This is a genomic window from Rhodoferax saidenbachensis (assembly GCF_031457975.1).
Lineage (GTDB): Bacteria > Pseudomonadota > Gammaproteobacteria > Burkholderiales > Burkholderiaceae_C > Allorhodoferax > Allorhodoferax saidenbachensis_A.
Window position 1 is genome coordinate 23,039 of sequence record NZ_JAVDXO010000013.1, and the last position, 14,838, is coordinate 37,876.

Annotated in this window: 10 protein-coding genes; 1 reads left to right on the top strand and 9 read right to left on the bottom strand. The window is 56.3% G+C overall.

Annotated elements, in window-relative coordinates; translation table 11 throughout:
• Positions 1-82: 82 nt before the first annotated feature.
• The 5 genes from J2X15_RS19775 to J2X15_RS19795 all read right to left on the bottom strand — a co-directional run bounded on the left by J2X15_RS19775 (position 83) and on the right by J2X15_RS19795 (position 9,917).
• A complete protein-coding gene (locus J2X15_RS19775; protein ID WP_310346293.1) occupies positions 83-4,492 on the bottom strand; it encodes a PAS domain-containing protein in 4,410 nt (1,469 codons plus the stop codon).
• Positions 4,476-6,644, bottom strand: coding sequence for a putative bifunctional diguanylate cyclase/phosphodiesterase (locus J2X15_RS19780; RefSeq protein ID WP_310346296.1), 2,169 nt, complete (start codon positions 6,642-6,644; stop codon positions 4,476-4,478). Before J2X15_RS19780 ends, J2X15_RS19775 begins: the two co-directional genes overlap by 17 nt.
• Before the next feature lie 274 nt (positions 6,645-6,918).
• Positions 6,919-7,551, bottom strand: coding sequence for a response regulator (locus J2X15_RS19785; RefSeq protein ID WP_310346299.1), 633 nt, complete (start codon positions 7,549-7,551; stop codon positions 6,919-6,921).
• A gap of 84 nt (positions 7,552-7,635) precedes the next feature.
• Complete coding sequence (locus J2X15_RS19790; RefSeq protein ID WP_310346302.1) at positions 7,636-8,268, bottom strand: response regulator; 633 nt, start codon at positions 8,266-8,268, stop codon at positions 7,636-7,638.
• Positions 8,265-9,917, bottom strand: coding sequence for a PAS domain-containing sensor histidine kinase (locus J2X15_RS19795; RefSeq protein ID WP_310346305.1), 1,653 nt, complete (start codon positions 9,915-9,917; stop codon positions 8,265-8,267). Before J2X15_RS19795 ends, J2X15_RS19790 begins: the two co-directional genes overlap by 4 nt.
• A 386-nt stretch (positions 9,918-10,303) precedes the next feature.
• On the opposite strand from J2X15_RS19795, the gene J2X15_RS19800 reads away from it, so the two are divergent.
• Positions 10,304-10,594 (top strand): helix-turn-helix domain-containing protein, encoded by a 291-nt coding sequence (locus J2X15_RS19800; RefSeq protein ID WP_310346307.1) that lies wholly within the window; start codon positions 10,304-10,306, stop codon positions 10,592-10,594.
• Positions 10,595-10,601: 7 nt separating this feature from the next.
• Here J2X15_RS19800 and J2X15_RS19805 read toward each other — a convergent pair whose 3' ends face one another.
• From J2X15_RS19805 to J2X15_RS19820, 4 genes are read right to left on the bottom strand one after another with little or no spacing between them, the layout of a single operon-like run.
• The gene (locus tag J2X15_RS19805) at positions 10,602-12,311 is read right to left on the bottom strand and encodes a putative bifunctional diguanylate cyclase/phosphodiesterase (RefSeq protein ID WP_310346310.1); all 1,710 of its coding nucleotides are present in this window, start codon (positions 12,309-12,311) and stop codon (positions 10,602-10,604) included.
• Positions 12,311-13,387 carry a protein-glutamate methylesterase/protein-glutamine glutaminase gene (locus tag J2X15_RS19810; RefSeq protein ID WP_310346313.1) on the bottom strand — a complete coding sequence of 359 codons (1,077 nt, stop codon included), beginning with the start codon at positions 13,385-13,387 and terminating at the stop codon, positions 12,311-12,313. The genes J2X15_RS19805 and J2X15_RS19810 overlap by 1 nt, the downstream gene beginning before the upstream one ends.
• Positions 13,375-13,896 carry a chemotaxis protein CheD gene (locus J2X15_RS19815; RefSeq protein ID WP_310346316.1) on the bottom strand — a complete coding sequence of 174 codons (522 nt, stop codon included), beginning with the start codon at positions 13,894-13,896 and terminating at the stop codon, positions 13,375-13,377. Before J2X15_RS19815 ends, J2X15_RS19810 begins: the two co-directional genes overlap by 13 nt.
• On the bottom strand, positions 13,896-14,762 hold the full coding sequence (locus tag J2X15_RS19820; protein WP_310346317.1) for a CheR family methyltransferase: 867 nt from the start codon (positions 14,760-14,762) through the stop codon (positions 13,896-13,898). The genes J2X15_RS19815 and J2X15_RS19820 overlap by 1 nt, the downstream gene beginning before the upstream one ends.
• Positions 14,763-14,838: the final 76 nt, after the last annotated feature.

The window sequence follows — 14,838 nt, forward strand, 5'->3', positions numbered from 1 at the left end:
TCGGACCATCGGACCGGTCTGATTTACTTGTAGGGATATGCAACGAAGTCCGTAGGGATGCACCTACTGCAACCCACACCTATCACACGCCAACGATGCGGATCTCCAGCGTGGTGCCGTGGTCAGGAGAGGATTCAATTAATAACTCGCCCCCCAGGTGAAGCGCCGCCTCGGCTAGACCAATCAGGCCAAAGCAACCATCACCGCGCGGTGCTGCCGGGTCAAAGCCACAACCATTGTCCTGCACAACCAGGCAGCAGACGCCCTCGTCGGCAACGAGTGAAACAGTCACCTGCGTGGCCGCCGCATGCAGGGCAACATTCAACAGGGCTTCCTTCGTGGCACGGTACAAGAATGTGCTCGATGCGTCGCTGAGCACAATGCCATCTTGCAGGGTCAGGACGAAATCGAGGCCAACGCCCTTGAAATCATCCGTCAGCCATTGCAAGGCAGAAATCAACCCCAAGTCGAGTACTGCGGGCCGCAGCGCGGACACCATACCGCGAATGCGGGCGATGCCGTGGTCTGCAATGCTGTGCATAGTTTTGAGCACTTCCGCGTGTTTGGCGTCAGCATCGCCCATCTCCAGCGACGCGAGGTGCAGGCGCAGGGCTGCAAAGTTCTGGGCTAGGTCTTCATGCATCTCGTAGGCCAGCCGTCTGCGCTCCTTCTCGCGCTCGGTTTCCTGGTGCGCGGCCAGCGCACGCACAATATCGCGGGATCGTCGCAGGCGCTCCTCCGCGATCCTGCGTTCCGAAATATTCAAGACAAAGCATGTCAGGCCCACGACCTCACCGGCCTCCGAACGGATGGGTGCCCAATGGTTCAACCAATGTTGGCAGGAAAGCAGCTCGCTGCCATAGGTTTCTTCCAACACAAAACTCTCGCCTGCCAAAGCACGGGCCATGCTAGTTTGGGCTACCAAGCGGTCGGGGTGGTCGCCAATCACATCCAGCATATTCGTGCCAATGCTGATGTCGTTCCCCCAAATGGCTTGCATCGTCACCCGGTGTTTGCGGTTGAAGGCCAAGTAACGATACGTTGTATCCAGCGCAAAAATGATGATCTCGGGAGAGCTCTCAACGATAGCCTGCAAGAGCTCATTGCGCGACTGAATGTGCGCCTCGCTGGCCCGCAAGGCCAGTTCAGCTTCGTTTCGTTCAGTGACATCGCGGGCAATGCCGAGCACACCTGTAACCTTGCCATCGGTTCCGTAAACCGGCACCTTGCGCGTTTCCAACAAGGCTCGGCGCCCGTCGTCAGCGTAATTGACCCATTCCTCATTCAAGCGAATGGTGCCTGCCTCAATCGCTTTCAAATCCTGCAAGCGAAAGAAGTCAGCCAATTCGGCATCAAAAAGATCGTAGTCGGTTCGGCCAAAAATATAGGACTCCTCCATACCGGTCAAGCGTGAGAATGCGTGGTTGCATAATTGGTAAACCCCAGTCGCGTCTTTGAGCCAAACCATATCCGGCATGGTCTGCAGCACACTTAATAGACGTTCCCTGGTTTCATCCAGACGCTGCTGCGCCTCAATATTCATTGTCACATCGCGCGACCAAACCAGAAACGTCACTTGCGATGGCGCATAGCCAGACTTCCTTGCAATGGAGTGTTCGTACCAGCGTACTTCTCCGTCTGGTTGACCAATGCAGATGGCCTTGCCATAAGACGAACCTCTTACATCGGCCTCTACGATGGCTTGCATGGTGGTTGCGGCATTTTCTGGAGTGAGTGCGTCATAAATCGTCTTGCCCAGCAGCTCCAATTTTTGAGCGGCCTGTACATTCGGGCATTGCGTCCACACATTCAGGTATCTGCCCTCGCGGTCCACCTCAAACAGAATGTCCGGAACTGCGTTGATAACCCCGTTGCTGAACTCCAGCGCTTCCTTGAGTCGCTGCTCGGCAAGCTTGCGATCCGTGATGTCGAGCATGACGCCGTGCCAGAGCAAACCACCCTCAGCCTGGCGCTGCGGCACGCAGCGGCTCTCGACCCAGCGCTCAGGCTGACCCGGCCGCTGGACACGGAACTCGACCTGGAACGGCTGCATCGTTTTCGCCGCCAGGGTGCCCAAAGCCACTATGCGCAGCACGTCATCGGGGTCCTCCAGCGCATGCATGGGCGACACATCGTCCCGCACATCCACTGGGCGCAGACCGTAGATGTCCTCAATGCCACTGCTGGCAAAGGGCAAACTCTGGCGCCCATCGGGCGACACGCGCAGGGTATAGGCGAAACCGGGCATGTTGGCGAAGAAGCTCGCCGCATGCCGTTCGGCTCTTCGTATAGATGTGACATCGTGTGCCATGGTGAGCACCGTTGCCACTTGACCGCTAGCATCGAACTCAGGCACCAGCAGCCCCTGGTGGTCGCTGACTGAACCATCGCTGTTGATGTATCCGACATAGAAGTTGCGGCGCTCACCGGTTGCGACGACCTCACGAATGGCCGCCATAGTGTTGGCGGCATCTTCGGGCGTGATTGTTGCGCAACCGGTTGGTACACTGCCAAGCAGTTGCGTAGCCGTCATACCGGTGATTCGGATCGCAGCCGGATTGACGTAAACACGACGGCAGTCGCGGTCATAACGGAATACCGGGTCTGGCAGGTTTTCGGCCAACGCACGGAATTCGGTCTCGCGCTGCTTCAACGCATTCTCCAACAGCTTACGCTCAGTGATGTCGTACCAGATCGACAAAACGCCGCAGATAGTTTCATTGGCGCCATGTTCGGGCACAAGCAGAACTTCGTAATGCCTTTGCTGATCTGCGGGGAGCTCGTCCAGCACGAAATCCAATTCCAGTGCGAGGTCCGTCGCCAGCACTTCTTCCATCTTGCCCCGGTAATTCGCAATCATTGCTGGGCTTGCGGAAACGTTGTCCCCGCCAGGAAGCAGGCCCAAAAACTCGGTACTGCTGCCACTCAGGATTCTTTGCGCCGTACGGTTAAGGTAACTGCGCCTGCACTCGGTGTCGTAGCGAATGACGGCAAGTGGCAAGTTTTCAGCCAGACTGTGGAACTCCCGCTCCCTGGCGCGGATCAGGCGCTCCACTTGCTTGCGCTCGGTGATGTCGGAAATGATGCCGACGATGAATCGTCGTCCCAACGCGTCCGTATAGGGCACTTTCTTGTTAACAACGATGTGCGTGATGCCGTGACTGCTAGTGAGCTTTTCTTCGGTGACGTTTTCGATGCCAGCGCTCAAAACCCTCTCGTCCGCGTCCCAATTTTTTTGTGCAAGAGACTCGGGAAACACCTCGTGCGTGAATTTTCCAATGAAGTCTTCACGTGGACGTCCATGGATTTTGCAAAAGGCCTCGTTCACCAGTATCCAGCGGTGCTCATGGTCCTTGACGAAGAGTGGATCGGCAATGGCGTTGACGATCTGCTCCAGAAAGTTGCGCGCTTGCACCACACGCTGTTCACGCTCGGCCAAGGCGAGGAGGGACGCACGGCGTTGCCGGTGATACAGGATCACGCCGACCCCGAGCAGCACTAACACAGTGCCGGCAATGCCAAGCCCACTAGCGTAAATTGCGCGACGGTAGGTTAGTTCGGCCAATTGCGGCAGTGGCTGGAGCACGTACACAACAAGGTCACCATCGGTGATGGAGTTGCTACCAAGAATGCCCGGGGCGGTGCTATCGGCGTATCGCAACAGCTCGGGGAAGCGTCCATCTTGCTGCGACTGGAGGGTCAGTGTGGGGATGTCAGATGTCTTGTAGAGATTCTGTCGAGTTTCGACGTCAAGACTTTGCACGGGCGCGTTGGGCAGCGCTTGCATAAGCATGGCAGGATTCTTGGCCAGAACCACGACACCATGGCGATCCGTCAAAAACGCCTCAGCTTGATCGAGCAAGTTATTGAAGGTCGACAAATCGTTGCCACCCACCAAAACACCAATGACATGCCCATTCCGGTCTGTCACTGGCGCGGAGAAGCTAATACTGGCACCGAGTTGCCGCCGTCCGAAATGGACCTGATGCGTGGAGCGCCCGGCCAGAGCCTCTCGAAAATAGTCCCGGTCGGCATAGCGGGTACCGACGTGATCCCTCGGCTCCCCAGCATTGCTTGACGCAATGCAGTCACCGTTGGCATCTATCAGCCAGATCGACCGCATGCCGAAATCACGGGTGGCGGTGGCCAACTGGCGACTGACCGCGGCCAGTTGGGAATCGGAAGTCCAGCGACGGCGACGTTCGTCCTCGTCGCCGTCGGACTGGGGCGAATGTCGACTCAGGGCATCACGGTAGGTTTTTTCGCGGGCGAGGACACGAATCATGCCGCCCCGCGTGGCGATAATTCGCTCGTAACCGGCAACGGCGGTTGAGACGAACTGTTCGGTGCGCTGGCGTGCGTTGTCGTAAGTCTGGGTCGTCGCTGCATCCCGCCAGACTCCGGTTCCCCACCAGCAGATCAACCACCACACCAACAAGCCAGCGATGGTCAGGTGCGGGCGGATTCTGGGGGCGTCAGTCTTGATTGACATGGTTGAACAGAACAGGCACGGACAGCGGAGTGTTTTCGGCAGCACGGACAAAGGCGAGGAACTCTTGCTGCGGCATCGGTCTGGCGTAAAGATAGCCTTGGGCAAAATCACAGTGCGCAGCGGCCAGCAACGCGGCCTGAGCCTGCGTTTCCACGCCTTCGGCAATCAGCTTGATACCCAGTTTGCGCGACATGGCGATGATGGATTCCACAATGGCCCGGTCCGCGGGATCGTCCACAATGTCAAGCACAAAGGAGCGATCAATTTTGATGTAGTCGATGTCGAACTTCTTCAGGTAGGAGAGCGACGAGTACCCTGTCCCAAAATCATCCAGGGCGACCGTCATGCCCATGGCGCGCAGTTGCTTTAGTTGCGCCAGCACCTTGGGGTGATCGCTGAGCAGCAACCCTTCCGTGATCTCCAGGGACAGCATATTGGCACACCCTCCCTGGGTGTTCATATGCGAAATCCAGTCATCGGCCCCGTCATAGCCATAGAACTCGCGCGGCGAGCGGTTGACACTGATGCGCCGCAAGACCCCGTCAACGCAAACACCGTTCCACTCGCGGGTAGTCTGCACCGCCTTCTGTAAGACCCGATTGCCAATGGCATGGATGAGACCCGACTCTTCCGCAATGGGAATGAACTCCACAGGCGGCACGTACCCCTTTTGGGGATGCTTCCAACGCACCAGCGCCTCGGCCTTGTGAACCCGACCTGTGGCAAGGTCGACAATGGGTTGGTAGTGCACGTCAATCTGATCCAGCTCCAACGCCAGGCGCAGGTCATGCACCATACCGCCGTCCAATACGGAGACTCGCTGTGCATCATTGCCAAAAAACACGAACTGGTTGCGCCCGGTCCGCTTGGCGGTGTACATGGCCTCGTCGGCACGACGCAGCAGGCTGTCGGCATCATCAGTATCGTCTGGATAGAGTGCGATGCCTATGGAGGCAGACAGCATGATGGATTGCTCGCCAACGAGAACGGGCTCGGCAATCGCCTTGAGCAGGCGCTGGGTCGAGCGCTCACACTCCTCTACGCTGGAGAGCCCCTGCAACAGCACAACAAATTCATCGCCACCGATGCGCGCCACCGTGTCGCCATTGCGCAGCATATGTGTCAAGCGCAGCCCGATCGCGATCAAGATACGGTCACCCGCCGCGTGGCCGTATTGGTCGTTGACGGGCTTGAAACCATCCAGATCAATGAACAGCACGGCCAGGAACTCACCGGTTCGATGCGACTGTACGATGGCTTGTTGCATGCGATCCGTCAGAAGAACACGGTTGGGCAGCCCGGTCAAGGTGTCATGGTGGGCCATGAACATCAGCTGGTGTTCGTTGCTTTTTCGCTCTGTGACGTCATACATGAAGCCATGCCACAACACGCTACCTTGTGATTCGCGCGCGGGGTTGGCTCGCCATTCGATCCAGACTTCGCCATGAATCGGATGGGCCAGACGAAACTCACAGTGCCAGTGCAGCAGGGTCTGCGCCGACACAGTAGCGGCGTGGTGCCAGGTATCTACATCACCGGAGTGAATGCAGGCGGTCAAGGCCGAAATATCCTGGCGCGCATCTTCGGGCCAGCAGCCGACGACTTCCACGAGCTTGTCCGCAGCCCAGGGCATGGACAGTTGGCCATCCCGGTTGCATCTCAGAGTGAACAGCGCACCGGGCGCAACCTCCGCAAACTTGACAACACGTTGCTGAAACTCCTGTCGCTCTCGAACCGCAATCTGCGCCTGCTTGCGCTCGGTGATGTCGTGGACGAAGCCGTACCAGATCACACAGCCTTGCGGGTGAGTCCTCGGGTTACTGTGGCCTTCTATCCAGCGCTCCCCCCGTGTGGGATGCACGATGCGGCATTCTTCGTGCCAGGGCGTCATGGTGCGCGCCGATTTGACAGCCGACTCACGCACCCGGCGGATGTCGTCGGGATGGCTCCGTGCCAAGAGGGGGCGTGCATCAACAACGACGTCTTGAGGATGCAGGCCGAAGAGCTCCCAAATCCGCAGGGAAACATAGGGCATACAAATAGAGCCATCCGCACGCAAATGAAAGCTGGCCACCATGCCCGGAAGGGCGTCTGACAGGGCCCCAATCTCGTGTTCGCGCTCGTAAGGGAACTGGTCCTCGCGCTTGTGCATTAGGCACCAACCACTAACCAACGCACGCAGACCTACCGCCATGCGCAAGAGAGAATGAACCCAACCCAGCCCAAAATTACTCATAGCGCCGTCGCAATTTTCAGCTCTGCAAACCAGTTGATGAACCGCGCCACAATCAGGTATTTCCTTTTGGCTATGGCACTTCGCCGCGCGTATCGTAGAGACACCACACCCGTTTAACCATCAGGAATTCTTGTTTTTGGCGTAAGGAGAAAGGCAGCACCCGTAGGGATTGCCTTCAATGGCAGAGGGGTTAGTCCACCAAGCCATGGGCCAGCGCGTAGCGCACCAGCTCGGCATTGCTGTGAATGCCCATTTTCTCCATGAGACGCGCTTTGTGGGTGCTGACCGTCTTATTGCTGATGGCCAATTCCTCGGCGATGTTATTGATACTTTTGCCAAGACTCCACAGCCGAAGGATGTGGAGCTCGCGATCCGTCAGCCGTTGGTGACGGGGCGCTTGGCCATCGGTGCTCCCCGCAAACGCAATGCGCTCAGCCAGTTTGGGGTCGATGTACTGTCCCCCAGTAGCAGTCTTTCGGATGGCGGCCATCAGGTCTTGCGGATCGTTGTCCTTGGTCAGGTAGCCGGTTGCACCGGCCCGCAGCACACGCACGACGACTGCTGGTTCGTTATGCATGCTCAACACCAGAATGGGAAGTGCCGGAAATTTGGCTTGCACCCAGCAAATCAGGTCTACGCCGCTGACGTCGGGCATGGTGAGATCGAGCAGCATCAAGTCGAACGCTCTCTCGCGCAGCAGCTCCATGACCCGAGCACCATTCTCGGCTTCAGCCGCAACCACCACGTCGTCACTCAGGGCAACTATCTGCTTCACACCCTCTCGCATGAGGGCATGATCGTCAGCGACCAGCAACCGGATCATTGTCAACTCGATACTGCATATACCGAGAGCGTATCGGTAATCGTGCCATTGCGCTGTCAGGCGATCTTGATTGTCTGTAGGGATTTACTCAATCAAGCCATGCGCAACGGCATAACGCACCAGCTCAGAGTTATTCTGAAAGTTCATTTTCAGCATCAGCCGCGCCTTGTGGGTGCTGACGGTCTTGTTACTAATAGCCAGCTCTTCGGCGACGTCGTTAACGCTCATGCCCCGAACCAACAGCCGCAGAATATGAAATTCACGGTCCGAAAGAAGCTCATGTGGCGGGCGTTGCGCAGAACTCCCCACCTCGAACACCATTTGTTCAGCCAAACTGGGATCAATGAAGCGCCCGCCGGCCGCCACCTTGCAAATGGCCGCAATCAATATCTCGGGCCGACTGTCCTTGGTCAGATAACCCGACGCCCCCGCATTGAGCGCACGCCGAGCAACCTGCAGTTCGTTGTGCATGCTGAGAACCAGAATGGGAGGAGCTCCGTCCTGCGCACAGATACGGTTAATTAGGTTCACCCCGCTTACTCCAGGCATGGTCATGTCGAGCAGCACCACGTCAAAGCGCTCTCTACGCAAAACCTCCAATACCTGAGCACCATCGGTCGCCTCACCCGCCACCACGACATCGACGTCCAAGGCAAACAGTTGCTTCAACCCCTCACGCACGATGGCGTGGTCATCAGCTATCAATACCCGTATCATGTCTCTACCGCATTCATTGGCTGATGATGAATAGGAAATTCCAAACGGACTGTTACCCAGCCCGGTGTACCAGATATCTCCACCTTCCCTCCCAAAAGTAGCGCCCGCTCCCGGATACCAACCAGCCCAAAGGATTTTTCCTGGCGCTGGGAAGGATCAAATCCTCTGCCATTGTCCCGCACTTCTAACCAGACGCACTCGCTTTTTTGCTCCAACGTGATGTTCACTTGAGTCGCTTGCGCGTGCCGCACGATATTGGTAAGCGATTCTTGAACGATTCGAAAAATCGCCGTGGCACGCATGTCATCCAAATGGATATCGTCCTCGCGTAAATGCAGTTCACATTGGATGCCGGTTCGCTCAGCATAGTCGCCGGCCAACCACTCCAGAGCCGACACGATACCCATGTCCAGCGCCGCTGGTCGCAACGAAGTCACGACGTCACGCACCACTTTGATGGTGGAATCCACCATATCAACCAAGCGCAGCGTCTTTTCCCGCAGAGACACATTGCTCGCCCCGAACTCCAAGTCCACCACCGAAATACCCAAGCGCAGCGCCAACAAGTACTGCCCCAATTCATCGTGCAACTCCCGTTTGAGATGCCGACGCTCATCCTCACGCGCAACCTCATTGCGGGCCGCCAATTGGCGTAGCAAATGCTGCGACTCCTCTAGGCGACGCTCCATCTGCTTGCGTTCGGTAATATCGCGCGAGATCCCCACGATGCGGTAAATGCGACCGCTGTCGTCGCGCACGGGAATAAGGGTTGAATGGTAGTGGCGCAGCCCACTGGGCATATCGAGCGATAATTCCTCGTCGATCGCCGTGCCCGCCGCAATGCATCTGCGGTATTTGGCAGTAACGAGCTCAGCGATTTCTTGTGACACCGTTTCTTCGATGAATTTTCCGACGAGTTCTGTGTTGGATATACCTGACGATTTCTCAAATGCGGGGTTGACTTCAAGATTGCGAAAACGCCCGTCGGGCGTCACTTCGAGTAAATAGAGCGTATCCAGAACATTGTCGAAAATTCCTCTGTAACGCTGCTCCCGTTCGCTCAACGCCTGCTCCATGCGCTTGCGCTCGGTAATGTCCCGAGAAAGACCTATGAAGCGCGGCTCCCGCCCCGCAACGACATTTTTGCGAGCGACCGAGAGTTCAAACCAGAACGTTCCGTGCGGGAGTTTCAGTTCCAGCTGTTTGCCAAACGACGTGCCGGTTTCGTGAGCCTCGCGCAGTGCTGACATGCAGGCACCCGCCGACTCAGCGGACATAACGTCAAACACCGTTTTTCCGATGAGATTTTCAGGCGGCGCAACCAGCAAACTGGATTGGGGGGGATGAACGCTGTAGTAACGGCCATCCAGCCCCAGCTCGAACAACAAGTCCGGCATCGCGTCCAGGGTAGCCTGTAGCTTGTTCTGAGAGCGCCGCACTTTCTCATTCAGAATCTTCAGCTTGCGATTGGAACGCCGCAGATGGAGCAAGAAATACGCGCCTCCGGCGCAAATAAGAGCACCGTTTCCGAACAGTGTCCATAACCAGCGCTGCTGGAACTCTGCGGCCTGTTGCGCATTGCGTTGCGTCAACGCATCAATTTCTCGTTGCTTGGCATTCGCCTCAAGCAGCCGATTGAGTTCGATCACGCGTACGCTAGTTCTTTCCTCTCCCGCCTCAGCATGCAGAGGATCCAATGGGTCGGTTGCCCATACAACAGTTGGCAGACCAAGACACCAACACAACGCCAACCAACCAACCAACGCTTGCACCAAGTTCGGGCCGATGTTGCTTGCGCGCACCGAACAAACACCTGCTTTCAACAACTTCGTAGGTTTCACATGCATCAAGTTCATCCAAACAGATTTGTGGTCGATAAATCGTGATGAGACTGGGAAAGCACACATCGATTCGTACTTAAATCCTTCGCTGCAAAACTACTTTTTTTGTAAAAATGAACGCTATAGATTGTAGTTCTATGGTGTTCATTTTGACAGGATAAGCCTATAACAAATCTTCAAAAGATCATTTCCATATGGAACTTAGACACGCCTTTGCGAAGGCTTTGCGAAAAGCAAGAAAGGCGAATGGACTTACCCAGGAAGACTTTGCTGATGTATCAAGCCGGACTTACTTAAGTACGCTTGAACGGGGACAGAAAAGCCCTACCCTGGACAAGGTCCATGTGCTCGCCCAAACCATTGGTATTCATGTCCTGAGCCTTATGACATTGACCTATCTTTGTTCGAAAAAAGAATCCAATATTGATTTGATCTTTGAAAAGATCAGAACTGAAATTGATGGCCTCAACCAGGACAAAGGCTAGAGCTAACTCAGAAATCCAGTTTTCGTTTTCTTCTCAACAACTCTTTCAGTTCATCTTGCGGCAATGGTTTGCTGAAGTAATAGCCCTGCATCTCATCGCAATCGTGTGCCAGCAAAAAATCCAGTTGCGCACGTGTTTCCACACCTTCTGCAATGACCTTCATTCCCAAGGTATGTGCCATGTCAATAATGGCTCGAACAATGGCGCCATCATTCAAATCGTCTGGCAAATCCACCACAAAGGACCTATCTATTTTGAGATAGTCCAGTGGAAAAGTCTTGAGGTAACTGAGCGACGAATAGCCCGTTCCAAAATCATCAATGGAGAGGCGGACTCCAATCTCCTTCAATGCCTCCAACGCTTGTAAAACTCGCGCCGCATCATGCACCAACATGCTCTCGGTCAGCTCAAGTTCGAGCAAATGGGCGGGCAAACCCGTTTCCTCCAGTACACGAACGACCAGCTTGAAGATGTCGGTGTCCCGCAGTTGGCGAGCCGATAGGTTGACCGCCACATTGACTGCGACATTGCCCTCGTCCTGCCACTGCCGTGCGTGGCGGCACGCCTCAAACAATACCCACTCCCCTATGGGCAGAATCATGCCGTTGCGTTCGGCGATGGGGATGAAATCGGCGGGAGATATCTGACCCACATCCTGCGCACACCAGCGGATCAGCGCTTCAACCCCGGTCACTTTCCCATGGCCCAGCGACACGCGTGGCTGAAAATGCAAGGTGAACTCTGCCTTTTTGAGAGCGCTGCGCAGCCGACTACTGAGGTCAACGCGCCGTTGTATGGCTGAATCCATTTCGGGGGTGAACCACTGGGCTCTATTCCTTCCGGCGTCTTTCGCTCGGTACATGGCCGCCTCGGCGTTACGCAGCAGCGCATGGCTATCACCCTGATTAGAGGAGTAGATCGTGACGCCAATGCTGCAACTCACAATGATTTCGTGGCCTTCAATAACGCGCGGTCGAGCTATGTCGCTCAACAGAGCTTTCACCCGCTGGCTGATTGCCGGTTGGCTACCGCCGTCCCCGATCAGCACAGAGAATCCATCGGCCCCCATCCGAGCCGCGGTGTCAGATGCACCCATTGAGGACATCAGTTGCCAGGCCACAGCTTTGAGCACCTCATCCCCTACGGCGTGCCCCAATGTGTCGTTGATATCTTTGAAGTTGTCGAGGTCAATGAACAAAATTCCCAGCACCTGGTCACGGCGCAGCGCAATAGCCCGCTCCAGTTGCTCACAGAAGAGTCTGCGGTTTGGCAAGGCGGTCAAAGCATCGTAGCTGGCCTGAAACAGCATCTGCGATTCGTATTGCCGCAGGTCCGTTGCGTCGCGCAACACAAAAAAGATGCCTCGCACATCACCCGTCGCGTCGCAGAATTGAGTCGCATTGCAAACAATATCAGTCACACCACCATTTGCATTTACGACTTTCCAAGCGTTGTCCCGCACTTCCCGCTCCAGCAACACCCGCTGAAGAATCTGCAGAACCAGTTCAGGCTGGGAAAAATAAAGAACAAACTCGCTGCCCAGCAGCTGGGCGCACGAAACCCCTGTCATCTTGGCCATGGCTGCGTTGGCTTCAATAATCGTTCCCCGCAGATCAACAACGACCAAGGGGTCCGAGCTGAACTCGAACACATCCGTAAACAAACGGCCTCTGGCGGACATGTCGGCCCAAGCAGACTGTGTGAGCGAATGGCCCATTAGCGCGCGCCCTGCAGCGCCCGAAGAATCTCCGCGGGGATGTCATTCAACGGCAACACCCGATCCACAGCCCCGAGTTTCACCGCCTCCTTGGGCATGCCGTACACCACGCAGGTCTCTTCATCCTGGGCCAGCGTACGGGCGCCAACGTCATGTAGTTCCTTCAGCCCGCGCGCGCCATCGTCCCCCATGCCCGTCATGATGACGCCCAGTGCATTGCGGCCCGCGCACTTGGCCACGGAGCGAAACAGCACGTCAACAGAGGGACGATGGCGGCTCACCGGCGGGCCATCGACGATCTCCACGTGGTACTGGGCGCCACTGCGCTTGAGCAGCATGTGGCGCCCCCCAGGTGCAATCAATGCCCGCCCAGGAATGACGCGGTCTCCACTTTTTGCTTCACGCACTTCGAGCTTGCATAAGCTATCGAGTCGGTTGGCAAAAGCCTCTGTGAATTTTTCCGGCATATGCTGAACGATCACAAGACCTGGGCACACGCGAGGCAGCGAGGTGAGCACAGCTTCGAGCGCCTGGGTGCCCCCGGTGGAGGTTCCAATGGCCACCACCCGATCTGTGGTCTCCGCCATGGCGTGGGTGAATGCAGGGAGCACCGCGTCGGCCGACAGCTTGGGTGGAACGGTTTGCTGCACACCGGCCGGGACCAAGCGGCGCACATTGGAACGCGCCGCGACCTTCACCGCGCTGATCAGATCATTAGAACTGTCTTGCAAGAACTGCTTGAGACCCAGTGTGGGCTTGGTGACGATGCTGACCGCCCCGGCAGCCAGTGCGTGCATGGTTGTGGCCGCGCCCTTTTCGGTCAGCGTGGAGCAAATCACCACGGGTGTGGGATGCTCGGCCATGAGTTTTTTTAGAAAGGTGATGCCATCCATGCGCGGCATCTCCACATCCAACACAATCACATCCGGCCACTGAACGCGCATACGCTCCATAGCAAACACCGGGTCGGACGCAGCCCCAATCACTTCGATTCCCGGGTCCTCACCGAGCGTGGCCGTAAGCACCTGGCGTACCACGGCAGAATCATCGACGATCAACACCTTCACTGCTCGCATAGCGCGCCTTTTGAAATACCGCTAAGCACCGGTGGTTGGTGACACATCCAGACGTGACCATTCCACAGATCAAACATCAGGTTGCGATATCCCGCCCCCCCTAAGTGTTCAGCGTGCGTCGAAAAGCCGTGGCGCTTCATTAACACGTGCGCCATCTCCACATTTTTTTTGCCCACATGCTCTACGCCAGCGGCCTGGTGCGCAGAGAACATATGCCCGCCACCAAAAAGCTTGACCTGGTATTCCATGGGCGCGGTGTAGGCTTCGCGTATCTCGCACAACATCAACTCCATGGCTTCATCGGCGTAGCGGCCATCCAGTGCATGCTGTCTTTCACGCGGAACGCGTGGCAGCATGTAGTGGCACATGCCGCCGGCCAGCATGCCCGGATGCCACATCGTGATGGCCACGCAAGAGCCCAACAAGGTTCGTATGCGTGTGTCGTGGCCCCCAAAAAAGACATCGCCCGGATGCAGAAAGATATCGACCGTATGCGCCGACTTGTGCATTAGTCGGGCTTTCTGTATATCGCCGGCGCAACGGGTTTGACCTCGGATGTGATCCCATTGAGCGTCTCCGAGTGTCCCACCAAGAAATAGCCACCAGGGCGAAGCAATGGCAGCAGATTTCTCACCACTTTTTGCTTGGTTTCCTGATCAAAATAGATCATCACGTTGCGCAAAAATATCACATCGAACTCACCGAGCTTCCCGGGTACGTCCGTCAGGTTGTGCGGCAAGAAACGCACCCGCTCACGCAAGGTTTTATCAATCAACAAGGTGCCGTCATATTCGCCAACCCCCTTGAGACAATGGCGACTCAGATACGGCTTGGGGATCTCAGGTAAACGCTCCAGACTAAACAGACCATTGCGGGCCTTGTCCAGAATACGGGTACTGATGTCCGACGCCACCACCTCCCAGGGCTGGTTTCCCAACAGCTCATCGAGAACCATGGCGACGCTGTAGGGCTCCTCGCCACTGGAGCACGCCGCGCTCCACACACGAAAACTCATGCCTTTGCGGCGCTCAGGAAGGATGCGCTGGCGCAAAAAATCAAAGTGTTTGGGTTCGCGAAAGAAGTGCGTCTCGTTGGTGGTCAACATGTCCACCGCCATCTGCAATTCGTCCTTTCCCTGGGGTGAATTGATCAACCGGAAGTAGTCGGCGTAGCTGCCCAGGTTGTAATGTTTCAGTCGCCTGGCTAGGCGACTGGAAACCAGCGGCTTCTTGGTCGGCGCCATGTTGATGCCGGCAATGCGGTACATCATGTCACTGAACTGAGCGAACTCCCTATCCTGCAAGACCACCACACCCGCCAACACACCATTGTTGTGATTGGGTACGGACTTATTTTTTTCTGCCGACACCGACATTGATTTTCCCCGCTATCAAAATCCGTTCGCCTTGAAACGAAGAACAGTGGAGGAAGAATGGCCCAGATTCAGGATG

Excerpts from the sequence above, each read along its gene's own strand:
- J2X15_RS19780 (WP_310346296.1), bottom strand. The coding sequence starts at position 6,644 with ATGCACAAGCGCGAGGACCAGTTCCCTTACGAGCGCGAACACGAGATT.
- J2X15_RS19790 (WP_310346302.1), bottom strand. The coding sequence starts at position 8,268 with ATGATACGGGTATTGATAGCTGATGACCACGCCATCGTGCGTGAGGGG.
- J2X15_RS19775 (WP_310346293.1), bottom strand. The coding sequence starts at position 4,492 with ATGTCAATCAAGACTGACGCCCCCAGAATCCGCCCGCACCTGACCATC.
- J2X15_RS19805 (WP_310346310.1), bottom strand. The coding sequence starts at position 12,311 with ATGGGCCATTCGCTCACACAGTCTGCTTGGGCCGACATGTCCGCCAGA.
- J2X15_RS19800 (WP_310346307.1), top strand. The coding sequence starts at position 10,304 with ATGGAACTTAGACACGCCTTTGCGAAGGCTTTGCGAAAAGCAAGAAAG.
- J2X15_RS19785 (WP_310346299.1), bottom strand. The coding sequence starts at position 7,551 with ATGATCCGGTTGCTGGTCGCTGACGATCATGCCCTCATGCGAGAGGGT.
- J2X15_RS19815 (WP_310346316.1), bottom strand. The coding sequence starts at position 13,896 with ATGCACAAGTCGGCGCATACGGTCGATATCTTTCTGCATCCGGGCGAT.
- J2X15_RS19820 (WP_310346317.1), bottom strand. The coding sequence starts at position 14,762 with ATGTCGGTGTCGGCAGAAAAAAATAAGTCCGTACCCAATCACAACAAT.
- J2X15_RS19810 (WP_310346313.1), bottom strand. The coding sequence starts at position 13,387 with ATGCGAGCAGTGAAGGTGTTGATCGTCGATGATTCTGCCGTGGTACGC.